The sequence below is a fragment of the Microbacterium sp. STRO-2N genome (genome assembly GCF_057747775.1).
The window spans coordinates 458,243-481,938 of sequence record NZ_CM173223.1; the positions used below are offsets into that span (position 1 = coordinate 458,243).

Consider the following 23,696-nt stretch of genomic DNA (forward strand, 5'->3'; position numbering starts at 1 on the left):
ATCAGCGAGCAGGCCGTGGGGACGTGGGGTCGGTCATCGTCGCGACGACCAGATCGCCGATGAGGCGGCGGTGCGAATCCTGGAGCGCCGGATCCAGCATGTCGCGCCCGAAGATCGCCGCGAACGTGTGGCGGTTGGCCACATGGAAGCAGGCGTAGGCGCTGATCACCATGTGCACGTCGAGCGCGTCGACGTCGTCGCGGAAGATCCCGTCCCGTACGCCTCGCTCGATCACCTGCTGAAGCAGCGTGATGGCCGTGGCGTTCTCGCGCAGGATGGTCTGCGACTGACGCAGGTGCTCGGCGCGGTGGATGTTCTCGATGCTCACCAGCTGGATGAACGCCTCGTGCGTCGTGTGATGGTCGTACGTGGCCTCTGCGAGCTTTCGCAGGGCCTCGTCCGGCGAGAGCTCGTCGACGTTGATGCCGCGCTCGACCCGGCGGATCTGGGCGTACACGCGCTCCAGAACGGCCAGGAAGAGCCCCTGCTTCGAGCCGAAGTAGTAGTAGATCATCCGCTTCGTCGTGCGCGTCCGTGCGGCGATCTCGTCGACCCGGGCGCCCGCGAACCCGTTGGCGGCGAACTCGGCGGTCGCGACCTCGAGGATGTCGTCCTGTGTCCGGGCGGCGCGTTCGGTCGTCCCGGTGTCGCGCACCTCGTTCAATCCAGCCGTCATCGCAGGCTCCCTTCGGCGCCGGACTCCTCTTCGGCGCGGATGAGCGCGCGGAAATGGCGCTCCATCCGTTCACGATCGGGCTCGGTCCCCGTGATGATTCGGAGACTAGCGCACGCCTGGCCCACGGCCATCCGGCCGCCGTCGAGCACGGGGTGGCCGCGTTCCCGAGCCTGCCGGACGAGCTCCGTCTCGAGCGGCCGGTACACCACGTCCGACACCCACGCGCCCGCGGGCAGCAGGTCGAGGTCGAAGGCGACGCCCGGATGGTGGAGCATGCCGAGCGGTGTGGCGTGCACGACGCCGTCCGCTCGGGCGATCGCTGCGGGAAGCTCGCCGGGGGCGAGCGTGACGATGGTCTGCGTCGGGAAGTGGCCGCGCATTCGGTCGGCGAGCTCCTCCGCCCGTACCGGGTCCACGTCCGACAGGTCGAGCCGCGCGGCGCCGTGGGAGAGGAGCGCATAGGCGGTCGCGGCGCCGGCGCCGCCGCAGCCCAGCTGCACGACGTGCTCGAACGACGCCCCCGGCAGGCCCGTCTCCAGGCCCTCGCGGTACCCCATCCAGTCGGTGTTGTAGCCGACGAGGCCGTCGTCGTCGAACACGACGAGGTTCACCGCCTGCAGGTGCGCGGCATCCTCGTGCAGGTCGTCGACGAGATCGAGGACCAGCTGCTTGCAGGGGTGCGTGATGTTCATCGCGGAGAAGCCGGCGGCGCGGGCCTCGGCGAGGAGCTCCCCGACATCGCCGGCGCGTCGGCCGAGTCGGATGAGATCGAGGACGCGGTACTCGTAGTCCAGCCCGAGCTCGCGCGCTTCCGCCTCGTGCATGGCGGGCGTGAGGGATGCCGTGATCCCTTCGCCGATCAGTCCGACGAGGTAGTGCCGGTCCGGGAGACGGGATGCCGCGGCATCCGTTCGGCTCGTCACGAGACGTCCGGGATCTCGAAGTCGACGGTCGCGAGAGAGACCTTCACCGGCGCGGAGATGCGCAGCACCTCGGCGTGGGCCGGATGCCGCGTGTACGCATCGAGGCCGTCCAGGTCGTCGAAGTCCGCGACGATCGCGAGCTCATGGGAGGCGGGGCCGCCGAGAAGGTCGGGGCCCACTGTCATGCTCCGCAGCTGCGGGATCTGCTCCGGGAGCGCGCGAAGGAGCGTCATCCAGTGCTCACGCTGCTCTGCGGTGAACTCCGGGACGAATCGGAAGACGGCCACGTGCCGGATCACGCGTCGGCCCTCTCATGTTCGCGCCGATGCTGGTACTGCGCTGCGAGACGGACAGGGGCGTTGAGTGCGCCGTACCCGGCGTACCCTCCACGGCGCTCGACGACCTCGAGGAACACGGTTCCGACCGGGTGCGTATAGAAGTGAAGGAACTCGCCCGACGCGTCCCTGTCGTACATGACGTTCAGCTCCCTCAGCTCATCGAGCAGGCCGGGCTCCAGTTGGTAACGGGCCTCGATGTCGTCGTAGTAGTTCGCGGGGATGTCGAGCGGCCGGAAGCCGCGCTCCCGTGCCGCTCGGGCGAGCGCCAGCACGTCATGACTCGCGAAGGCGAGATGCTGCGGCAGGATCGCGTCGTCGGCGGCGCCCGAGGGCACGAGGTTGAGAGCGATCCGCACGACTCCGTCGGAGCTGCGGAGGACCTGGCTGCGTACGAGCCCCACCGGAGCGGCGACCTCGATGGTGGGATCGGCGCCGAGGTCCAGCACGGAGTGGAAGAACAGCACGGCCGCGTCGAAGTGCTGCCAGGGCTGCGCGAGGTTCACGTGGTCGACCCGCGCGATGAGGTGCGGCTCGTCGTCGTCGCGCGCAGGACCGAACTCGCCGACCCATCGCGGGACTGATCCCTCCGCGGCCCCGAAGAACACCTCCGACCCGTCCGGTGCGCGCACGCCCACGAGCGGCTCCTCGTCCACGCCCTGGGACCGCGGGATCTCGGGGGCGAACAGCTCGGTGGCTCGCCGCAGCGCCATCGGGGGATCGTCGACGGAGAGGCCGATGCCTGCCACGGTCGGCCGGGCGCGGTCCGCGCCCGGGGCGCCGAGCACGACCCGGGCTGCTCCCTGCGACCACAGCTCGACGCTCTTGGTGCGGTGCCCGCCGTGGGAGCGGAAGCCCAGTTGCCCGAGGAGTCTCCGGAGCTCCGGCAGCGCGGTCGTGCGCAGCTCCACGTAGTTCAGGTCGGCGGGAGGCCGCACCGGGGGCAGCGTGGCGGCGGGCATCCGTGCCGCGCTCCCGCCTGCTCCCGGTCCGAGTGCGACGGCGGTCTCGTGCTCCAGCCAGCGGAGCGAGCGACGCGCGTCGATCGCCGTCTCGAGGGGGTCGGCCTGGCGGAACGTGTCGTTGAAGATCTCCAGCGACACCGGACCGTCGTAGCCGGTGCGGACGAGGTGCGCCATGAAGGCACCGAGATCGAAGCCGCCCTCGCCGGGGAACAGGCGGTGATGACGGCTCCACGAGAGCACATCCATCGAGAGGAGAGGTGCGTCCGCCATCTGCACGAAGAAGATCTTCTCCGCCGGGATCGTCTCGATCGCCTCGGGGCTGTGCCCCTTGGAGAGGATGTGGAAGCTGTCCAGGCAGAGGCCGATGCGCGGATGGTCTGCGAGGCGGACGATGCGCGCCGCGGTCTCATAGCTGTCGACGAAGCGGCCCCACGCGAGCGCCTCGTAGGCGACCCGGACGCCGAACCGCTCGGCGAGGTCTCCGAGGAGGCGCAGCTGTGTCGCGGCGAGCTGCTCGTCACCGCTGCGGGCCGTCGCGACATTGCTGCACAGCAGCATGGTCTCTATGCCCAGCCGGTTCATGAGCCCGAACTTCGCGGCGGCACGGCGGAGATTGTCGTCCAGGAGTTCGGGGCCGACGCCTTCGAAGTCCCGGAACGGCTGGTAGAGGTCCAGCGAGAGCCCGAGCTCGGCCGCACGGGACCGGATCTGCTCGGGCGACCAAGGTGACGCGATGAGATCCGGCTCGAAGATCTCCACTCCGTCGAAGCCGGCCTCGTGGGCGGCCGCGAGCTTCTGATCGAGGGTGCCGCTCAGGCAGACCGTGGCGATCGATGTGCGCATGGCGCCTTTCTGCGCGCACCGGCGCTGGTGCCCGCGTGATTCTCGGAACAGCATTGCATGGTTGTGTACTAACTAGTACGTTCGAAGCGAAGCGCGATCGACGACGATTCAAGCCGCTGGGAGGGGATGCTCGATGGAGAGTCTCGCCGAATGGAACACGTTTCCCGCTCATGAGGGCGGGCCCGTCTCGGTGCTCGACCGCATCATCGCGATCCTCGACGCCGTGAAGGAGTCGGCCGGGTCGATCTCGGTCACGGATGTCGCGGCGCGGACCGATCTGCCGAAGTCGACGGTCTCGCGACTCGTCGCCGAGCTGATCGCACAGCGTTACCTGGAGCGCACCGAGGACGGCGTCGCTCTCGGCCTTCGCCTGTTCGAGCTCGGCGCGCGCGCGAGCATTCCCCGCAGGCTCATCGGCGCCGCGGCGCCGGTGATCCGACAGCTGCGCGAGGTGACGGGGGAGCGCGTCGGGCTCTGGGTGCAGCAGGGAACCGACATGGTCTCGATCGCCGCCGTCGCGGGTCGCCTCCCGATGCTTCCGACGCGCGCGGGCATGCGATCGCCGGCGCTCACGACCGCCAGCGGCAAGGCCTACCTCGCGTTCTGCGCCGACCAGGGAGTGGTGGACCGCGTGAGCGCGCCGCTGGCCGAGGCAGCCGCGGACCACTTCCGCGATGAGCTCCTGCACGTCCGCTCGGCCGTGGTCGCGATGGACATCGAGGAGTCGTATCCCGGCATCCTCGCCGTCGCGAGCCCGGTCCTCTCGGCCGACCGCGGCGTCGTGGGGGCGATCTCGGTGGCGGGGCCCAGCGGCGGCATGGATCCGGATCGCGTGGCACCGCTCGTGAGAGCGGCCGGCACGACCGTCAGCCGCCGGCTGACGGCGGCGTAGACGATGCGCACCGCCACCTGGACCGACTCGGTCAGCGTGCTCGACCGCGTGACAGCCCTCTTCGACGCCTTCGGCGAGCACGACGAGGGCCTCGGGGTGTCAGAGCTGGCCCGGCGCGCGAACCTCCCGAAGTCCACGGTCTCGAGAATCGCGGCCGATCTGGTCGCGCAGCGCTTCCTCGATCGCGACGGCGACAAGCTGTACCTGGGAATCCGGCTGTTCGAGCTGGCTGAGACCGTGCAGCAGCCGCGGAGGCTGCGGCACGTCGCGTTGCCCGTGATGTCCGAGCTGCGCGACGTGACGCACCAGACGGTGAGTCTCGCGGTGCTCGAGGATGCCGATGTGCTCTTCATCGCGATCGTCCGCGGCGAGGCGAGCCCCGCGCCCGCGGCGAGGGTCGGCGGGCGTCTGCCGGCGCACGCGACCGCGCTCGGGAAAGCACTCCTCGCCTTCTCCTCGCGCGATGTCGTCGAGCGGGTCATCCGCGGAGGGCTCCACCCCCGCACGCCACGGACCATCTGCGATCCGACGAATCTCGCCCGCGAGCTGAGCGACGTTCGCCGTATGGGCGTCGCCACCGAGAACGAGGAGTGCCTCACGGGGCGCGTGTGCGTGGCGAGCCCGATCCTCAGTCACGGCGGCGCGGCCGTCGCCGCGGTCTCGGTGAGCGGCGCCGCCTCGGACGTCGTTCCGGCGCGCCTGGCCCCGGCCGTGCGCGCGGCCGCATTGACGCTCAGCCGCAGGATGGACATCGCGCACCGCGACTGACCGCCGTTGGTGCAGCCTGGGGCGCACGCGAACGGGGTGGGTGCCTTCGCACCCACCCCGTTCGCTCGCCGCGGTCGGGTCCGCGGACTCAGCCCGCAGTCTCGCGGATCGCCTCGTACGCTTCGAGGTTCTCGCCCGTGAAGTAGCCCTGGAAGAACTCCTCGGCCTGGCTGATGAAGGCATCCATGTCGATGTCCTCCTGCTCGACCACGGTGAAGGCGTCGTTCTCGCGGTACTCGTCGAGGATCTTCTCGGTCTCCTCGTCGACGCACGCGCGGTTCTCGGGACGGATCTCGTGGATCGTCTCCTCGAGGAGGGCCGTCTGCTCCTCGTTCATCTTCTCGTAGGTCTTGTCGCTGACGATGATCCAGTGGATGCCGACGTTGTGGTTGTTGAGGATCGCGGTGTTGAGCACCTCGTCGTAGCTCGACGAGCGCGTCGCGACGATCGGGTTCTCCTGGCCGACGGCGATGCCCTGCTGCAGGGCCGTGTAGAGCTCCTCGACCGCGACGGAGACGGGGTTGGTCACGCCGAGCGCCTCGGCGTTGGCGAGGAAGATCGGTGAGTTCGGGAACCGGATCGGGACGCCTGCCAGATCCTCGGGACTCGTCACCTCGACATCCTTCGTCGTGAAGGTGCGGTTGCCGAAGAACCAGCCATCGACGATGTTCACTCCTGTGGCCTCGTGGAAGCCCGTGAACAGATCCTCGGAGCTCTCGTCGATCCACTGGAACGCATGCTCGACATCGTCGAACGCGTAGGCCGCGTCCACGACGCCGATCGGCTCGTAGGTGGCGCTGAGCGCGGACGCGCCCTGCAGGTCGATGTCGATGTCGCCGGCCTGCACCTGCGGGAAGCGATCGGCGTCGGGGCCGAGCTGGCTCGCGGGGTACAGCTCGACGGTGAAGCCCATGTCGGCCTCTTCGAGGCGCTCCTTGAGCAGCTCGACACCGCAGAAGTAGTTCGGCGTCTGCTCGTTCTGGCTGGTGGCGACGGTCAGGGTGACCGGGTTGTTCTCGGCTCCGCCTCCGTCGCCGGTCTCGTCGGGGGCGTCGCCGCCGCCTCCGGCGCAGCCGGTGACGACGAGGGCTGTTGCGGCGAGCACCGACGCGGCGATTCGGCCTCGGCGCGTCGAGCGGGCTGTGCTCATGGGACTCTCCTCTGATTCTGCGCACGTCCTTGTGCAAGCGGTGACGTGTCATTCGATGGCCGGAGCGGGACATCCGGTCGCGGCGTTCGCTCGAGGGCGAGATCGTCGTCGACCACGCTGTCACGTTACGGCCCGGTGGCAGTGCCGACTCTTACCGAGATCGCACGGTTCGCAAAGCGATGTCCCGTCGAGTGGAACATGGCGCATGGCGTGCTGCGCGCATGCCTCCCCGGTGAATGGAACGACTCCCGCGCGCCGGTCCATCGTGGCATACGCTCGGTGCCGACCCGCGCAGACGGCACGCATGCAGGGAGGCTTCGTGACGGCATCCGATCGCCCGACGCTCCGCATGGGCGTGATCGGCGCCGGTTTCATGGGGCGCCAGCACATCGGCTTCATCCGTGCGGCGGCGGGCCTCTCTCTCGCGGCGGTGGCCGACCCCGCCGTCGCAGACGGGGCTTTCGAGTGCCCGACCTACGGATCGGTCGGACGGATGCTGGAGCATGAGCACCTGGATGCCGTCATCATCTCCAACCCGAACGCGCTGCACGTCGACACCGCCGTCGAATGCCTCGAGGCCGGCCTCGCGGTGCTGCTCGAGAAGCCGGCCGCCGTGGACTACGCACAGTCCCTCCGGCTCGTCGACGCGGTGGCGCGGCTCGACGGGCGGCTACTGGTCGGTCACCACCGGCGCCACCATCCCGCGGTCGCGCGAGCGCGCACCGCGGTGGGCAGCGGCGACCTCGGCGAGGTCGTCGCCGTCAGCGGGCTGTGGTCGGCCCGCAAGGAGGACTCGTACTTCACCGAGATGCCGTGGCACAGCCTCCCCGGCGCCGGCGTGACGCTCATCAACGCCGTCCACGATCTCGACCTGCTCCGGCACCTGTGCGGCGAAGTCGCCGAGGTCCAGGCGATGCAGAGCTCACATGCGCGCGGGCTGCCGGTGGAAGACACGGTGTCGCTGAACCTGCGGTTCGAGAGCGGTGCGGTCGGGAGCCTGATCGCGTCCGACGCGGGGGTGTCGCCGTGGGGCTGGGATCAGGCGACCCAAGAGACGTCGGCGTTCCCATACCTCCCGGACGGCGTCGCGTACCGGATCGTCGGCACGCGCGCCGCGCTGTCCGTGCCCAATCTGGCGAGGTACGCCTACGACCCGTCGGTGTCGCCCGACTGGCACTCGCCGCTGTCGCGCACCTACCTCCCGTTCGAGCCGCGAGGATCCTTCCCCGCGCAGCTCGATCATTTCGCGGACGTCGCGCGAGGGCTCGCGGAGCCCCTCGTCTCGGCGCGCGATTCGTCGCGCACGCTCGCGCTGGTGGAGGCGGCGGCGCTCGCGGCCCGGACGCAGCGGACCGTGGACGTGGCCCGGTTCCGCGCCGAGGTCGAGGCGAGCGAGCGGCGATGACACGCGACGAGAAGGCGGCGGCGACGACGCGGCGGAGCGAGCGGGAATACGACACGATCGTCGTCGGCGGAGGGCTTGCGGGGCTGGCCGCGGCGCACCGACTCGCCTCGCACGGGCTGAGCGTGGCGCTCGTCGAGAAGAGCGACCGCCTCGGTGGCAGCTCGGCGCTGAGCGGCGGTTGGTTCGCCCTGTCCGGCACGGAGCGCCAGCGTCGCGCGGGCGTCGACGACTCCGACGGCCTCTTCTTCGCCGACATGCGCGAGACCGGGGGCGAATACGCCGACGAGTCGCTCCTGCACGCGCTTGTCGGCGACCAGGCGGCCGCGGTCGAGGCGATCGATCGTGCCGGCGCGTGGACGGACGAGCTCAAGGTGAGCGCGGGCATGACGGTCGCGCGGGCGCACCTGGTGCGCATCCGCGAGCTGCTCGCACACCTCGAGGCGGAGGCGCTCGCCGCGGGCGCGACCATCGTCACCGGTCGCGCAGCGCACCGCCTCCTCACGGACGGGCCGCGGGTCGTCGGCATCCGATCCGATGACGGGTCCCTCCTGGCGCGGTCGGGAGTGGTCCTCGCCAGCGGAGGATTCTCGCGGTCTCGCGAACTCCTCGAGCTCTTCGTCCCCGATCAGGCGGCCGCGATGCCGTACGGCGGTGTGGGCAACACCGGCGACGGCCTTCGCATGGCATGGATGCTGGGAGCCGGGCTGGCCGACATCGGCCATGTGAGCGGCACCTACGGCCAGCACGCCGAGACGACCGATGACGAGCACGAGCTCCTCACCGCCAACTACCTCGGAGCGATCCTCGTCAACGTGCGCGGCGAGCGCTTCGCGGACGAGTCCGACTCGTACAAGGTCCTCGGCTCCGCGGTCCTGAACCAGCCGGGACGATCCGCCTTCCAGGTCTTCGACGCCGTCGTGCGCGCGCGGTCCCGGCCCGGGGTGCCCCTCTCGGACATGGAGCGGCTCGAGGAGCTGGGCCACCTGGTGAGCGCACCCACCGTCTCGTCGCTGGCGCAGGAGCTCGGCATCCCTCCGGAGAATCTGGAGCGCACCATCGCGCAGTACAACGAGGGCGTGTCGCGGGGGAGCGGCGACGCCTTCGGCCGGACCGGACTGGTCAATGGCGTCGGCGAGCTGACGCCGATCCGCGCCGCCCCGTTCTACGCGTATGCCGCGGTGACGGCGATGACGTCGACGTACGGTGGCTTGCGTGTCGCACCGGACGCATCCGTGCTTCGCGTCGACGGCACACGCATCGACGGGCTCTATGCTGCGGGCGAGATCGCCGGCGGCTTCCACGGCGCCTCGTACATGACCGGCACCGCCCTCACGAAGGCGCTCGTGTTCGGGGTGGTGGCCGCCGACGCGATCGCCGGTGGGTGACGTCCCCGGACGGCGTCAGCCGTTCCCGTCCGACGTGAGCCGATCGGCTGCGCGGATCGCGAGCTCGTACCCGTAGGTTCCCGCGCCCGCGATCACGACCCGCGCCACCGTCGAGATCAGGGAGTCCTGATGGACGGCGTCGCGGGCGTGGATGTTGGTGATGTGAACCTCGACGACCGGCGTCGTCAGCATGTGCAGCGCGTCGAGCAGGGGCACCGAGCCGAAGCTGAACCCGGCGGGGTTGATCACGACGACCGCGCCTTGACGGAACGCGTCGTGCACCAGCTCGACCAGCTCGTGCTCCGCGTTGGTCTGCGCGAAGAACAGGTCGAAGCCGCACTCCGCCGCGACCCGCTCGCACTCCGAACGCACGTCCTCCAGGGTGGCGGTGCCGTACAGTCCGGGCTCGCGCAGCCCGAGCATGTTGAGGTTCGACCCGTTCAGGACGAAGAGCTTGCGTGTCATGCCTCTCCTCGCCCTACATCAGCCCGAGCCACGTCGGCAGAATCGTGACGATCACCGGGAAGAGCGTCAGCAGCAGCAGCACGACGCCGAGGGGGATGAGGAACGGCAGGATGCCGCGGAAGAGCTCTCCCATCGGCCTTCGCGTGATCGAGCCGACCACGAAGAGCACGGCGCCCACGGGCGGTGTCAGCGAGCCGATCATCAGGTTGAGGATCATGATGACGCCGAGCTGGACCGGCTCGATGCCGAACTGTCCGATGATCGGCATGAGGATCGGCACGAGCACGAGGATCACCGGCGGTGCCTCGAGCGGGATGCCGAGCAGGATCAGCAGCACGTTGAGCATCAAGAGGAACAGGAACGGGTTGTCGGTGAGCCCGGTGAGCCACTCGCCCAGGTTGCGCGAGACCTGCTCGCGGGCGAGCACCTGGCCCATGAGGTTCGACGCGCCGAGGATCAGGAGGATCCCGCCCGAGATCACGACCGTCTCCTTGGCCGCCTTCCAGAACACGTGCCACGTGAGGGTGCGATAGATCAGGCCGAGGATCAGCATGTAGACCGCGGCGATGCCGGCGCTCTCGGTGGGGGTGAACCAGCCGCTGAAGATGCCGCCGAGGATGATCACGGGAAGCATCGCGGGCCCGATGACACGCACCGAGGCCTTGGCGAGCATCGACCCGACGAAGGGCTTCGCAACGGCGACGTCCGGGTGGCGCCGCACCCAGAAGAAGACGTACGCCGCGAGGCCCAGCGCCATGAGCATGGCCGGGATGATGGAGCCGGCGAACAGCGCGCCGGTCGAGATCGACGCGGTCGCCGCGAAGAGCACGGCGGGGATGCTCGGGGGCATCACGGTGCTCAGCAGCGAGCCCGAGGCCGTCAGTCCCGCGGAGAAGCCGTACGGGTAGCCGGCCTTGAGCATCTGCGGGATCTGGACCTTGCTCGTGGACGCCGCGTCGGCCAAGGCCGACCCGCTGATCCACGAGAACCCGACCGCGGTGCCCAGGTTGACGTAGGCGAGGTTGCCGGGGAGTCGAGGCAGCAGCGCGCGAGCGAGGTCGTAGAGGCGCGTCGCGATGCCCAGGTGGTTGGCGATCGTGCCGACGAAGATGAAGAGCGGGACGGCGAGCAGCGGGAAGCTGTTGATGCCGTTCACGACCGACGAGATGGCGTAGCCGGCCGAGAGGCCGTGGCTGTAGAAGTACAGCATGCTCGCAGCGATCATCGAGAACGCGACGGGCACCCGCAGCAGCAGGAAGACGACGAACAGCAGGATGTAGAGCCAGAGGTCCAAGGGTCAGGCCTCCATCTCGCCGATGTCGAGCTTCTTCTCGGGCCGGTTGGCGTACGGGATCTTGAACCCGGAGTGGATGGCCGCCGAGACGAAGCCGATGAGGGCGAAGAGGTAGAGGACGCCGATCGGCAGGTTCATCGCGGCGCTCAGCCGGCCCCATTCGGCTTCGAGCTTGACGTACGCCTCGTAGGCGAGGGCGAGGCTCGTGGCGATCATGATGATGGCCGAGATCACGCGCAGGGCGACGAAGAGCTTCGTTCCGGCCAGCAGCTCGTCGAAGATCTCGAGCACGATGTGGCCGTTGCGGCCCACCAGGTAGCCGGTGGTGATGAAGGTCATCGCGATCATCGACAGGAGCGCGATCTCGCCGGCGCCGACCCAGCCGATCGCGGGGAAGTAGCGGCCCAGCACCTGGTACATGACGCCGAAGACGATCAGGGCGAACAGCGCGACGCCGAGGGTGATCTCGATCGCGGAGAGACCGCGGATGAACGCCGGGTCGCGCGGAACGCCCTGGTTGAGCTTCGGCGCGGTGTAGTAGGTGTTCGTGTGCGGGAAGATCGAGTCGCCGATGCCCGGCTCGGCCGGCGGGCCGGGTGCCTTCTCGGGCTCCGGACCCTTCCCGGGGTCTGCGCCGGGCTTGTCTGTCATGGCGCCACCGCCACGGTGTCAGGGTGCATTGCCAACCTCTCTGTCGGTGCGGGGCGGAGCGCGCACGCGTCGCCTCTGTGACTCTGGTCGCTGCGCGCCGGCCTGCAAAGACGAGTTTCGCCGAATGGGACACCGTGCCGCACACGACGATCCGCCCCCGTCGAGGACGACGGAGGCGGATCGGCGCCGTGCGGTCCCGGCTACTTCGTGACGGTCACCGTCGCACTCGAGGTGAGCTGCTCCTGGACTCCCTGCGCGTTCAGCACATTCGCCCGGAGCGTGAGGGTCACCTCCCCGGTCGGCACGTTGTTGTCGACATCGTCGGCCTCGAACTGGACGATGATCCGGTTCTTGTTGGCCGTCACCTTCGACGCCTCGACCGGGGTCGAGGAGAGCGGCGTGAGCAGGACGGCGCCGCTGTCGTACGTGTAGCCGTCGGGCAGCTCGAACTTCGCCGTGACCTTCCCGTCCACGCCGGTGAACAGTCCCGTCTCCGATCGGAGGTCGAGCTTGTCCGGCGGGAAGGTGAGGGCCCCCGGCTGGTCCTGCGGAGTGAGGTAGACCTCGATCTTGCCGGTCGGCCGCGGGTCGGTGCAGTCGTTGAAGAAGTACTCGCCGGCACGCGTGAACGTGTGCTGGTACGTCTCGCCCGGCTGCAGCTTCACGTTGAACTCACCCTCGAAGAACTGCGTCGCGCAATGCGGCTTCTGGTTGGGGAAGTTCGGGAACGTCTCGGCCCCGGGATTGCGGAACGTCACCGTCGTGCCGACGGGCACGCGCAGGTGCGTCGGCTGCATGCCGGCCTGCGCCACGCTGTCGCGCGCCGCTGCCGTGTCGGCGGTGCGGCTCGAGCGGGCCAGGAGGACGGTGTTGCCCACCGTCGAACCCTCGACCGCCGCGCCGCTCACCGGACGGCGGATCGACAGGGGTGCTGTCATCGGACCCTCCTGGCTTCCCGACTCGGTGGTGTACGTGCCACCGAGCTTGAACGCCCACAGCGAGTCGCCCTGCGTGACCGAGTTGCCGTACGGGTTGGTCGAACCAGCGGCGAAGATCGCGACGTACTGCTCGCCGTCGACCTCGTAGGTCACCGGTGCCGCCGCGATCCCGGAGCCCGTCTGGAACTCCCAGAGCACGTCGCCGCTCACGGCGTCCATCGCGAGCAGGCGTCCGTCGATCTGGCCCACGAAGAGCAGGTCGGATGCCGTCGCCAGCGGTCCCTGGCCGTGCGACATGTCCGTTCCCAGATGGTTCTCCCACGCCACCGCCCCGGTCGAGGCGTCGTAGGCGAGGATGCCGCCGGTCTGGTACTGCCCCATCGCGCGCTGTCCGTTGGCCGCGGCGCCGTTCCAGTGCGCCACCGGGTTGGTGCCATACGGGAAGTACACGAGGTTCGTGCTGTGGCTGTACGCGTGGTTCGACCAGTCGCCGCCGCCGTTCTGGCTCGTCGTCGACAGGACCGGCACGTCCCACTGCGGGTCGTACATGCAGCCTTCGCGGTGGCCCACGTGGCCCTCCGGATAGGAGAGGTACGGCTCGTCCACGGCGACGTAGCTGTCGGGGTTGAAGACGAGGTTGCCGTCGGCATCCGGCTGATAGCCGTTGTAGTTCGGCACCGCGCGCCACGGGTCTCCGGGGATGTTGTCAGGGTCGAGCTTCTCCCACACCAGGCACTCGGGCAGCAGTCGCTGCTCGGGGAACGGCTGCGTCTCGGCGTGCGCCTGCCGCGAGTCGGTGATCATCTCCTTCTCGGTGACCGGGAGCACAGGGTCGCCGTTCGTGCGGTCGAGGACGAAGTGGTGACCCGACTTGCTGCCGTAGAACACCACCTTGCGCTCCTCGCCGGCGACGACGATGTCGGCCAGGGTCGGCGGGTGGACGTTGTCCATGTCCCACACGTCGTGGTGGATCGACTGGTAGTGCCACTTGTAGGCGCCGGTCGCGGCGTCCACCGCCACGATCGTGCTCGAGAAGAGGTTGTCTCCGGGGCGGAGCGACCCGTTCTGCGAGGACGTGCAGCTGCGCGCGTTGCCGAACGTCATGTAGTACATGTTCAGCTCGGGGTCGACGGCGCCATGGATCCAGGACGTCGCGCCGCCCTCTTCGGAGCAGTCGGTGCCGTCGGGCAGGACGGGGCCCCAGGTCGCCGACGCGTCGAAGGTCACACCGTCGGGGCCGGTGAACTGCTCGCCCCGCTTGGGCCCGCCGAAGAAGTGCCACTTGTACGATCCGTCGTTCGCATTGAGGGCCACAACCGCCCCGCGGTCGCCGTCGGCCGCATGCGCGTAGACGATCCCGTCGAAATAGACCGTCGCGACCTTGCCGACGCGGCCGAGGTCTTCGCCGTTCGGGCCGGTCGGCTGCACCGCCCAGACCTCCTGGCCGGTGGCCTGGTCCAGTGCGACGACGCGGTTGCCACCCGCGAGCGTGTAGATCCGGCCGTCGCCGGCGGACACACCGCGGCGCGTTCCCGACAGCCCGTAGTCGGTGTTCTCCCACTTCCACACGGGGTCGCCGGTCACGCCGTCGACCGCGATCACGCCGCCGCTCGGGGTGTCGAGGTAGATGACGCCGTCGATCACGATCGGCGTCGTCTGCTGCCCCGTGTCGTCGCTCGCGGGAGCGACTGCCGAGACGTGCGTGCGCCAGGTAGGCGCCAGCTCGCCGAGGTTCTCCTTCGTGATCTGCGTCAATCCGGAGTAGTGCTGGTTGCCGAGGTTCCCCCCGACAGTCGGCATGTTCGCGCCCGTCGGCTCGAGACCGGTCAGACCTGCGGGAGGGACCGGTTCGGCGGGTCTGGCGAGCCCGTAGGCGGGTGAGGCCGCGACGGCGAGCGCCAGCGCGAGTGCGCCGATACCCGCAGCTCTCCACCTCGTGGTCAGTCGTTTGCGCATCAGGTGCTCCTTGATCATCATCGATCGGGTGCCGCCCATGACGGCCGGCGCTCGGACGCTAACCCCGGGCGCCGGGCCCGGCAACCGTGCGACCCATCGAGTGGCACAAACCGCGCCCTTCCCTCCCCGGGGCCGCCTCACCGCTGCCGCGAAACTGCCCAGTGGGACACGCTTTGTCGCCGCTGACGGCGCGTGCTTAGCATGCGGCAGTCGGCACCCACGCCCACGGACGGAGTTGTCATGGCCGCCTCAGCCCCCAGATCGTTGTCGCCCGAGCAGGAGCAGGAACTCGATGACGTGTTCGCGCGAGCGCGGGCGGCGCTCGCCGTCATCGAGACCTTCGATCAGGAGCGCGTCGACCGCTTGATCCGCGCCGTCGCGTGGGCGGTGGCGAACCGCTCGACCTTCCAGCGGCTCGTGAAGATGGGCATCGAGGAGTCCGGCCTCGGCGACTTCGACAGCCGCATGGCCAAGCGCATGAAGATCCGCGGCGTGCTTCGCGACGCCCTGCGCAGCCCCTCAGTGGGGGTCATCGAGGAGGATGCCGAGAAGGGCCTCATCAAATACGGCAAGCCGGTCGGCATCATCGGCTGCATCGTCCCGACGACGAACCCCGATCTGACCCCGGCGGGCAACGCCATCTACGCCATCAAGGCGCGGGACGTCGTGGTCTTCTCGCCGCATCCGCGTTCGAAGGACACCACGTTCGAGACGGTCCGGCTGATGCGCGAGGCGCTGGAGGCGGAGGGCGCGCCGGCAGACATCCTCCAGTGCATCACGCAGCCGAGCCTCGCTGCGTCGCAGGAGATCATGCGCCGGTCTGACCTCGTCATCGCCACCGGCGGACAGGGTCTGGTCCGCGCGGCGTACAGCTCGGGAACACCTGCCTACGGCGTGGGCGCGGGCAACGCGACGGAGTTCGTCGACGAGACGGCGGACCTCCAGGAGACCGCGCGCAACTGCGCGATCTCGAAGACCTCGGACTTCGGCTCCGGGTGCTCCGCCGACGGGAACGTCCTGGTCCCGGCGTCGAGATACCGGGAGATGCTCGACGCGCTCCAGGCCGAAGGCGGATACCTCGCGACGGCCGAGGAGCGGGCGGCGCTGCAGCGGGTGATGTGGGATGACGAGGGGCATCGGCTGCCCGACACCGTCGCCGTGTCGCCCCAAGCCCTCGCGAAGGCGGCGGGTTTCGGCATCCCGTCCCAATCGAGGTTCATCGTGGTGGAGGGTGACGGGATCGGCGAGGACCGGCAGTTCTGCAAGGAGAAGCTCACCACGCTGATGGCGGTGCATGCCTACGAAGGCAGCTTCGAGGACGGCGTGGAGCTCGCCAAGCGGCTCTATGACATCGGAGGCAAGGGGCACTCGTGCGGCATCGCGTCGACGGACGACGCGCACATCGACTACTTCGCGCGGCACATGCCGGTGTCGCGCATCATGGTGCGCCAGCCGAACTCGAAGGCGAACGCCGGGTCGTTCACGAACGGGATGCCGATGACCTCGTCCATGGGGTGCGGCACGTGGGGAGGCAACATCACCTCCGAGAACGTCTCATTGCGTCACTACCTCAACACGACCTGGGTCTCCCGCACGATCGCGGAGGATCGGCCGTCGGACGAAGAGCTCTTCGGCGACTTCTACGACGCCGCGCTCGAGTCGGTCGACGCGACCCTGGCGACGGCGCCGTGAACGCCGACGAAGGCCCCGGCGAGGGGAGCGAGGCGACGGCCGAACAGCTCGTCGATGAAGCGCGGCGCTGGTGGCAGACCGACATCATCGACGTGCATCCGGGTGAGATCTCGCTGCGGGGCTATCCGATCGAGGAGCTCCTCGGGAGAGTCGGCTTCGTCGACACGATCTGGCTCATGCTGCGCGGCGAGCTGCCCTCGCGCGCGCAGGCGACGCTCTTCGAGGCCGCGCTCGTCGCGTCGGTCGACCACGGCCCCCAGGCGCCGTCCATCGCCATCGCGCGGATGGCCGCGACCTGCGGGGTGCCGATCAACGCCGCGATGGCGTCCGCGATCAACGTGCTGGGCGACGTGCACGGCGGACCCGGGCAGCAGTGCATGGAGCTCTACCTCGAGATCGACGCCGAGCTCGGCCGGACGGGTGACCTCGTCGAGGCGACGCGCGTCGTCCTGCAGCGTCACCGCGATGCCGGCGTCCGGTACGTCCCGGGGTTCGGGCACCGCTTCCATCCGCTCGATCCCCGCACGCCGCGGCTGCTGTCGCTCGTCGACGCGGCGGCCGCCGCGGGCGCGGTCGACGGCCGCTTCGCGGCGATCGGGCGTGCCGTCGAAGACGCCATCAGCGAGGGAAGGCCCCGGCGCGTGCCGATGAACGTCGACGGCGTGACGGCCGTCATCTACTGCGAACTGGGGCTGACCCCCGAACTCGGACGCGGCGTGTTCATCCTCGCCCGCTCCGTCGGGATCCTGGCGCACGCCAGTGAGCAGATGACGCAGGGTGGCCGCATCAAGGGCCCGATGCCCAGATCCATCGGCTACACGTACACGGGACCGGCTCGCCGCTCGGTGCCGCTCAGAGGCGACGAGAGAGGAACAACGTCATGAAGGACCTGGTGTCCAACCAGATCGTCCGGTACCTGGAGGCGCGCGATGTCGCGCACGTCTTCGGGCTCTGCGGGCACACCAACATCGCGCTGCTGGCGGCCCTGGAGAAGAGCGATCGCATCTCGTTCGTGAACGTGCGGCACGAGCAGATCGCCGCCCATGCGGCCGACGGCTACGCCCGGGTGACGCAGCGCGCGGGAGTCGTACTCACGCACCTCGGTCCGGGGCTGACCAACGCGACGACCGGCGTGGCGAACGCGGCGCTGGACTCGATCCCGCTCGTCGTCATCGCCGGCGATGTGCCCACCCACTACTTCGGCAAGCATCCCCACCAGGAGATCAACCTCCACGCCGACGCCGCCCAGTACGAGATCTACCGGCCCTTCGTCAAGCGCGCGTGGCGGGTCGACCAGCCGCATCTCATCGCCGAGGTGCTCGACAAGGCGTTCACGCTCGCCGAGAGCGGGCGCCCAGGGCCGGTGCTTGTCGACGTGCCGATGGACGTGTTCTCGGCCGAGATCGACGTGGCGCTCTTCGACAAGGTGATGCTGAACACGCGCTCGCTCGCGAGGCCGTCGCTGGACGAAGCGGTCGCGGAGCGCATCGTGCAGAACCTGCTGGATGCCGAGAGGCCCGTGCTGTACGTCGGTGGCGGCATCGTCGCCGCCGACGCCGCGGACGAGCTCGCCGAGTTCGCCGAGCTGCTCTCGCTCCCGATCGCGCACAGTCTCATGGGCAAGGGCGCGGTGCCCGACGACAGCCCGCTGGTGCTGGGGATGACCGGCTTCTGGGGGACGGCGTTCACGAACGAGACGACGCGCACCGCCGACTGGATCCTCGCCCTCGGCACGCGGTTCGCCGAGGCCGACTCGAGCTCGTGGTACCCCGAGTACACCTTCGACATCCCCACCACGAAGCTCATGCAGATCGACATCGACCCCACGGAGCTGGGCCGCAACTATCCGCTCGAGATCGGCGCGCTCGCCGACCTCAAGTCCGCGCTGGCGGTGCTCACCCGTGTCGCGCGGCGGCTCGCGCCTGCTGGAGTGGAGCGCGGCGAGCTGCTCTCGCAGATCGCGGCGAACCGTGCCGCGGTGAAGCTCCAGAACGCCGATGCCCAGGTCTCCGACGCGTGGCCGATGCGGCCCGAGCGGATCCTCTCCGAGACCCGCGAGGTGCTCCCGGCCGACGCGATCATCACCACCGATGTCGGATGGAACAAGAACGGCGTCGGACAGCAGTTCGACATCCTCACCCCCGGCACGTTCCTGACGCCCGGCGGCTTCGCCACCATGGGCTTCGGCGCGCCCGCGGCGGTCGGCGCCAAGATCGCCCGACCGGATCGCGTCGTCGTCTCCCTGGTGGGGGACGGCGGCTTCGGGCAGAACCCCGCGGTGCTGGCGACCGCTCGCGAGGAGAATGTGCCCGTCGTCTGGGTCGTCATGAACAACAACGCCTTCGGCACGATCGCCGGGCTCGAGAAGGCCGCGTTCGACACGACATACGGGACCGTGTTCGGCAACGGCGACGATCCGATGTACACCGACTTCGCAGCGATCGCGGAGGCGTACGGCGTGACGGGGATCAAGGTCGAGTCCGCCGCCGAGTTCAAGCCCGCGCTCGAGCGCGCCATAGCGCTCCGGGCGCCGGTCGTGATCGACGTCTCGATGGTGAACGTGCCGACGCCGACGACGGGGCACTGGAACATCCTCGACATCTATTCACCCGGTGAGGCGATCGAGCACGTCGCGACGTAGTCACGGCGCGAGAGCAGCATCGCGCGAAAGCGGTCTCCGCACGACCAGCCCGCTCACGCCGCAGCGGAGCGGGTGAGCTTACCCCGCTCGGCGCGAGTGAGCGGTGGGATCGATGCGAGCAGCTGCTTCGTGTAGTCGCGGCTCGGGTTCTCGAAGATCTGCTCCGTCTCGCCGGTCTCGACCTCGTTGCCGTGGTACATCACCAGCACGCGATGTGCAAGGTTGCGCACCACAGACAAGTCGTGCGAGATGAAAAGGATGCTCAGGCCCAGGCGATCCTGGATGTCGGTGAGCAGATCGACGACCTGCGCCTGGATCGTGACGTCCAGCGCAGAGACCGGCTCATCGCACACCAGGATGTCGGGATCCCGCATGAGAGAGCGGGCGATGCCGATCCGCTGCCGCTGACCTCCCGAGAACTGATGCGGGAAGCGGTACATCATGTCGGGCTTCATGCCCACGAGCTCCAGCAGCTCGGCGACGCGGTCGCGCCGCGATGCCGCGGTGCCCGTGCGGGTGACGGCAAGCGGCTCGGCGATGACGTCCCGCACGCGCATGCGCGGGTCGAGAGACGTGTAGGGGTCCTGAAAGATCATCTGGATGCCGGACTGCGCGGGCGGTCGCGGGCCCCTGGTGCGTCGAGTGATGTCACGCCCGCGGTAAACGACGCTTCCGCTGTCGGCGCTCTCCAACCCTACGATCATGCGGGCGAGCGTCGACTTGCCGCTGCCCGACTCGCCCACGATCCCGAGTGTCTCGCCGCGACGGAGGTACAGGTCGATCCCGTCGACGGCGGCGACCGTCTTCCGTGCGAGCGCCGGGCCGGTGCGGAAGCTCCGCTGCAGGCCAGTGACTGACAGCACGACGTCGTCGGCCTCCGGTGCGGGCTCCTCGAGCACGCGCGCCGGTTCGGGGTGCGGCGCCGACGCCAGCAGCGTGCGGGTGTACGGCATCTGCGGGTCGGCGAACACTCGATCGGCGTCGCCCGCCTCGACGATGCCGCCGTTGCGCATGACCACCACCCGATCGGCCACCTCCGTCACGACGCCGATGTCGTGCGTGATGAGGAGGACGCCCATGTCGAGGCGCCCACGGAGATCGTGGAGCAGGCGGAGGATCTGCGCCTGCACCGTGACGTCCAGCGCTGTCGTCGGCTCGTCTGCGATCAGCAGCTCGGGTTCGAGGGCGATCGCCATCGCGATCAGGATGCGCTGACGCATGCCGCCGGAGAACTGGTGGGGATAATCGTCGACGCGTGTCTGGGGCGACGAGATCCCGACGATCTCGAGCAGCTCGATCGCGCGCGCACGCGCCTGACGCCGGCCCATGCGGCGGTGCACGCGGAACACCTCGCCGATCTGGTCTCCGATCGTGAGGACGGGGTTGAGAGCCGACAGGGCGTCCTGCATCACCATGCTCATGCGCTCGCCGCGCAGTCGCCGCCGGGCCTCGTCGCCGAGCTCCAGAAGGGAGACCTCGCCGAGCCGCATCTCGCGCGCCGCGACCACCGCCGCGGGATCCTGCACTCCCATGATGGCTCGGGCCGTCACGGTCTTGCCGGAACCGGATTCGCCGAGCAGAGCGACCAGCTCGCCGGGTCGCACATCGAGGTCGATGTCGCTCACCGCGCGGGTGTACGAGTCGTGTGAGCGGAACCCCACCTCGAGACCGCGAACGGTGAGCACGGGCGCACGTCGGGCGATTTCTTTGTCCACGTCCCCATTGTGCAGCGGAACTCGGGCCGAATTGTTACATCTGTGTAAAGAAATGCGCCGGATCCGCTCATCCCGATTGACACATGCGCCGGATTGGCGACATGGTCGTGTCCAGCCCGAACAGCCGACCCACGCTGTGCGGGCTGCCCGTTCCACGAAGGGAGACACAGTGCTCGAACCTGCCGAGCGTTACACCGGTTACACCGCCTATGAGTACCTCGAGGCCGGGGTCGACTACCGCGCGTTCGAATACGCCAAGCAGATCGGGCGCGTGCCCGAATATGCAGGCCTCGAGCTGACTGCCGCCCAGGCGGAGCGCGCCGAGCGGCTGCTCCGCGAGGAGACCGTCATCTCCCTCCACGAGCACGTCCAGGTGTTTCCCGAGAACATGGACTACCTGAAGGATCACATCCGCCAGGGACGCGAACCCACCGGCTACGAGGGTCTTGCCCGTTCGGGACTGACGGCCGTCTTCGACAATGGCATGGACGGCACGTGCTGCATCTCCAGCGATGCCGGCTGGAAGTATCAGGACGTGCTGTTCGACCTCGGCGTGCGGATGGCCGACCTCGCTCACCAGGACTTCGTCATCAAGGGCGAGACGCTCAAGGACATCCAGTACGCGAAGGAGACGGGCCGCATCGCCCACATCTTCGCGCTCGAGGCCGCGACGATGATCGAGAACGAGGTGGACCGCCTCGACGTGCTGTACGGCTTCGGCGTGCGGCAGATGGGCATCGCGTACTCGGAGGCGAACACGCTGGGCAGCGGTCTGAAGGAGCGCGGCGACGGCGGGCTCACCTATTTCGGCGAGCGAGCGGTCGCGCGCATGAACAAGCTCGGCATCGCGATCGACATCTCGCACTCGGGCGACCGGACCTGCGTCGACGTCATCAAGGCGTCGACCAAGCCGGTGTTCATCACGCACGCCGGTGCCCGCACGGTGTGGCCGACGAACCGCATGAAGACAGACGAGACAATCGTCGAATGCGCGAAGCGGGGCGGTGTGATCGGCATCGAGGCAGCGCCGCACACGACACTGTCGCCCGCACATCCCAAGCACTCGCTCGAGTCGGTCATGGACCACTTCGCCTACTGCGTGGACCTCGTGGGCATCGAGCACGTGAGCTTCGGACCCGACACGCTCTTCGGCGACCACGTCGGCCTGCACCACGCGTTCGCGGCCCAGCTGTCGCTCGGCCAGGCGCACGGTCAGGTCGAGTTCGAAGAGGTGCCCTACGTCGACGGGGTCGAGAACCCCGCCGAGGCGATGGGCAACATCATCGGCTGGCTGGTCAAGCACGAGTATTCCGACGACGAGATCCGCGCCGTCGTCGGTGGCAACACGATGCGGGTCCTAGAGGAGGTATGGGTGTGAAACGTCACAGCACTATCGCCGCCATCGGCGGCGTCGCGGCACTCGCCGCTCTCGTCTTGAGCGCCTGCGCACCGCAGGCGCCCGAGACCTCGAGCACCTCGTCGCCGGAAGCGGGCGACGACACGCTCACCATCGCCACGACGACGGATGTCGTCAATTACAACCCGCTCATCGGCAACAGTCGCAGCGACTACTGGGTCACGAACCTCATGTACCCGCACCTGCTCAGCATCGGCCCCGATGGGTCGAAGGAGGCGCAGCTCGCGGTCGAGTGGGGCTACGTCGATGAGACCACCGGGTACTACGAGATCCGTGACGACATGACGTGGAGCGACGGCGAGCCGCTGACGGCGGAGGACGTCGCATACACGATGAACGCGGTGAAACGAGACGCTCCCGCCGGCACGTACTACGGCCAGATGGGCAACTTCGAGTCCGCCGAGGCCGTCTCCGACACACGCGTCGAGATCACGCTGACTCAGCCCGACTCGTCGATCGTCGAGGAGATCGGCTTCTGGGGCAACGTGGTGCCGCAGCACGTGTTCGAGCCCGCAGGATCGGTGGCCGAGTTCGCGAACGACGGGTCGGACGGGGGCTGGGTCAGCGCGGGTCCGTACGTGCTCACGAAGGTCCAAGTCGGGCAGTCCTACACGCTCGATCGGGTCGAGGACTACCCGCTCGTCGAGGGCGGGACGCCGATCCCGGCCTCGATCGTCTACCGCGTCTTCCCCGACGTAAACACCGAGATCCTCGCCCTGCAGAGCGGCGAGGTCGACGCGATCGCCAACTCGCTGCCCCCGTCGCAGGTTCAGCAGCTGCAGAACACCGAGGGGATCGAGGTGGTGGAGGTCACCGGCCTCGGCTACGCACACATGACGTACAACATGGAGAACCCCGACCTGGCCAAACTCGAGGTGCGCCAGGCGCTCGCCCACGCGGCGGACTACGAGGCGATCCGCAACGTCGTCCTGCAGGGCCAGGCGGTCTCGACAGGGTCGAGCCCGCTCATGCCGGTGCTGTCGAAGTACTACGACGACTCGATCACGGAGTACGATTACGATCCAGAGCTCTCGCGCGAGCTCATGCAGGAGGCGGGTTATACGGAGGGTGCCGACGGCATGTTCCCCGTGTCGTTCCGGCTGATCTACTCGCTGCAGGACCCGGTCACCAGTCAGTGGGCACAGCTCGTGAAGGACGGAGCGGCCGAGGCCGGCATCCCGATCGAACTGCAGGGCATGGAGCGCAACACGTACCTGGCCCGCACCAACGAGGGCGACTACGACATCTATGCCGGCAACTTCGCCATCATGGACGACCCGGTGACGAACTTCAGCCTGTCGTACCTGCCGGGCGGCGCGATCAACTACACCTATGTCGACGACCCGGAGCTGAACGACCTCATCGCACAGGCGTCGGCGACGTTCGACGAGGACGAGAAGATCGACATCATGCGTGAGGCGGCGAAGATCGTCCACGAACAGGTGTACGACAACGTGATGTACACGCAGAACCTGTACGTCGCGCACAGCTCGGACTGGGCCGGATTCATCTCCAAGCCGAGTGAGCTCCTGTCGATCGTCAACCCGGTCTCGCTCGCGAGCGCCCACAAGGTGTCCGACTGATC

Annotated in this window: 19 protein-coding genes; 9 read left to right on the forward strand and 10 right to left on the reverse strand. The window is 68.8% G+C overall.

Annotated elements, in window-relative coordinates; all coding sequences use genetic code 11:
* Window position 1: 1 nt before the first annotated feature.
* Genes AC3ANN_RS01925 through AC3ANN_RS01940 form a run of 4 tightly spaced genes read right to left on the reverse strand, consistent with a single transcriptional unit; the run spans window position 2 to window position 3,742 of the window.
* Window positions 2-676: a TetR family transcriptional regulator gene (locus tag AC3ANN_RS01925; protein ID WP_488339328.1), complete on the reverse strand. Its 675-nt coding sequence runs from the start codon at window positions 674-676 to the stop codon at window positions 2-4.
* Entirely contained in the window at window positions 673-1,599 is a 927-nt protein-coding gene (locus AC3ANN_RS01930; protein WP_488339329.1) for a shikimate dehydrogenase, read from the reverse strand. Before AC3ANN_RS01930 ends, AC3ANN_RS01925 begins: the two co-directional genes overlap by 4 nt.
* Entirely contained in the window at window positions 1,596-1,898 is a 303-nt protein-coding gene (locus tag AC3ANN_RS01935; protein ID WP_488339330.1) for a Dabb family protein, read from the reverse strand. The genes AC3ANN_RS01930 and AC3ANN_RS01935 overlap by 4 nt, the downstream gene beginning before the upstream one ends.
* Window positions 1,895-3,742, reverse strand: a complete 1,848-nt coding sequence (locus AC3ANN_RS01940; RefSeq protein WP_488339331.1) for a bifunctional sugar phosphate isomerase/epimerase/4-hydroxyphenylpyruvate dioxygenase family protein — start codon at window positions 3,740-3,742, stop codon at window positions 1,895-1,897. The genes AC3ANN_RS01935 and AC3ANN_RS01940 overlap by 4 nt, the downstream gene beginning before the upstream one ends.
* Window positions 3,743-3,875: 133 nt before the next feature.
* Here AC3ANN_RS01940 and AC3ANN_RS01945 point away from each other — a divergent pair, with 133 nt between their 5' ends.
* Both AC3ANN_RS01945 and AC3ANN_RS01950 read left to right on the forward strand, forming a co-directional pair.
* Window positions 3,876-4,634 carry an IclR family transcriptional regulator gene (locus AC3ANN_RS01945; RefSeq protein ID WP_488339332.1) on the forward strand — a complete coding sequence of 253 codons (759 nt, stop codon included), beginning with the start codon at window positions 3,876-3,878 and terminating at the stop codon, window positions 4,632-4,634.
* 3 nt (window positions 4,635-4,637) lie between these two features.
* Window positions 4,638-5,402, forward strand: a complete 765-nt coding sequence (locus AC3ANN_RS01950; RefSeq protein ID WP_488339333.1) for an IclR family transcriptional regulator — start codon at window positions 4,638-4,640, stop codon at window positions 5,400-5,402.
* Between the two features lie 88 nt (window positions 5,403-5,490).
* Here AC3ANN_RS01950 and dctP read toward each other — a convergent pair whose 3' ends face one another.
* Window positions 5,491-6,552: a TRAP transporter substrate-binding protein DctP gene (dctP, locus tag AC3ANN_RS01955; protein WP_488339334.1), complete on the reverse strand. Its 1,062-nt coding sequence runs from the start codon at window positions 6,550-6,552 to the stop codon at window positions 5,491-5,493.
* A gap of 319 nt (window positions 6,553-6,871) precedes the next feature.
* Between dctP and AC3ANN_RS01960 the strand changes: the two genes are divergently transcribed.
* Together AC3ANN_RS01960 and AC3ANN_RS01965 are read left to right on the forward strand one after the other, a co-directional pair.
* Complete coding sequence (locus AC3ANN_RS01960) at window positions 6,872-7,957, forward strand: Gfo/Idh/MocA family protein (protein WP_488339335.1); 1,086 nt, start codon at window positions 6,872-6,874, stop codon at window positions 7,955-7,957.
* Window positions 7,954-9,342, forward strand: a complete 1,389-nt coding sequence (locus AC3ANN_RS01965) for an FAD-dependent oxidoreductase (protein ID WP_488339336.1) — start codon at window positions 7,954-7,956, stop codon at window positions 9,340-9,342. Before AC3ANN_RS01960 ends, AC3ANN_RS01965 begins: the two co-directional genes overlap by 4 nt.
* A 15-nt stretch (window positions 9,343-9,357) precedes the next feature.
* Here AC3ANN_RS01965 and AC3ANN_RS01970 read toward each other — a convergent pair whose 3' ends face one another.
* From AC3ANN_RS01970 to AC3ANN_RS01985, 4 genes are all read right to left on the reverse strand, one after another.
* Complete coding sequence (locus AC3ANN_RS01970) at window positions 9,358-9,807, reverse strand: type II 3-dehydroquinate dehydratase (RefSeq protein WP_488339337.1); 450 nt, start codon at window positions 9,805-9,807, stop codon at window positions 9,358-9,360.
* Window positions 9,808-9,820: 13 nt separating this feature from the next.
* Window positions 9,821-11,101 carry a TRAP transporter large permease gene (locus tag AC3ANN_RS01975; protein ID WP_488339338.1) on the reverse strand — a complete coding sequence of 427 codons (1,281 nt, stop codon included), beginning with the start codon at window positions 11,099-11,101 and terminating at the stop codon, window positions 9,821-9,823.
* Between the two features lie 3 nt (window positions 11,102-11,104).
* Window positions 11,105-11,752 carry a TRAP transporter small permease gene (locus tag AC3ANN_RS01980; RefSeq protein WP_488339339.1) on the reverse strand — a complete coding sequence of 216 codons (648 nt, stop codon included), beginning with the start codon at window positions 11,750-11,752 and terminating at the stop codon, window positions 11,105-11,107.
* A 200-nt stretch (window positions 11,753-11,952) separates the two neighbouring features.
* Window positions 11,953-14,646 (reverse strand): outer membrane protein assembly factor BamB family protein, encoded by a 2,694-nt coding sequence (locus AC3ANN_RS01985; RefSeq protein ID WP_488339340.1) that lies wholly within the window; start codon window positions 14,644-14,646, stop codon window positions 11,953-11,955.
* A 240-nt stretch (window positions 14,647-14,886) separates the two neighbouring features.
* Here AC3ANN_RS01985 and AC3ANN_RS01990 point away from each other — a divergent pair, with 240 nt between their 5' ends.
* The 3 genes from AC3ANN_RS01990 to AC3ANN_RS02000 are packed head-to-tail and all read left to right on the forward strand — an operon-like array spanning window position 14,887 to window position 18,979.
* Window positions 14,887-16,338, forward strand: a complete 1,452-nt coding sequence (locus AC3ANN_RS01990; RefSeq protein WP_488339341.1) for an aldehyde dehydrogenase family protein — start codon at window positions 14,887-14,889, stop codon at window positions 16,336-16,338.
* Window positions 16,335-17,222 (forward strand): citryl-CoA lyase, encoded by an 888-nt coding sequence (locus AC3ANN_RS01995; RefSeq protein ID WP_488339342.1) that lies wholly within the window; start codon window positions 16,335-16,337, stop codon window positions 17,220-17,222. The genes AC3ANN_RS01990 and AC3ANN_RS01995 overlap by 4 nt, the downstream gene beginning before the upstream one ends.
* On the forward strand, window positions 17,219-18,979 hold the full coding sequence (locus tag AC3ANN_RS02000; RefSeq protein WP_488339343.1) for a thiamine pyrophosphate-binding protein: 1,761 nt from the start codon (window positions 17,219-17,221) through the stop codon (window positions 18,977-18,979). Before AC3ANN_RS01995 ends, AC3ANN_RS02000 begins: the two co-directional genes overlap by 4 nt.
* A gap of 53 nt (window positions 18,980-19,032) precedes the next feature.
* Here the strand turns inward: AC3ANN_RS02000 and AC3ANN_RS02005 are convergent, their stop codons facing one another.
* Entirely contained in the window at window positions 19,033-20,694 is a 1,662-nt protein-coding gene (locus tag AC3ANN_RS02005; RefSeq protein WP_488339344.1) for an ABC transporter ATP-binding protein, read from the reverse strand.
* A 169-nt stretch (window positions 20,695-20,863) separates the two neighbouring features.
* On the opposite strand from AC3ANN_RS02005, the gene AC3ANN_RS02010 reads away from it, so the two are divergent.
* Both AC3ANN_RS02010 and AC3ANN_RS02015 read left to right on the forward strand, forming a co-directional pair.
* On the forward strand, window positions 20,864-22,072 hold the full coding sequence (locus AC3ANN_RS02010; protein ID WP_488339345.1) for a dipeptidase: 1,209 nt from the start codon (window positions 20,864-20,866) through the stop codon (window positions 22,070-22,072).
* Window positions 22,069-23,694 (forward strand): ABC transporter substrate-binding protein, encoded by a 1,626-nt coding sequence (locus tag AC3ANN_RS02015; protein ID WP_488339346.1) that lies wholly within the window; start codon window positions 22,069-22,071, stop codon window positions 23,692-23,694. The genes AC3ANN_RS02010 and AC3ANN_RS02015 overlap by 4 nt, the downstream gene beginning before the upstream one ends.
* Window positions 23,695-23,696: the final 2 nt, after the last annotated feature.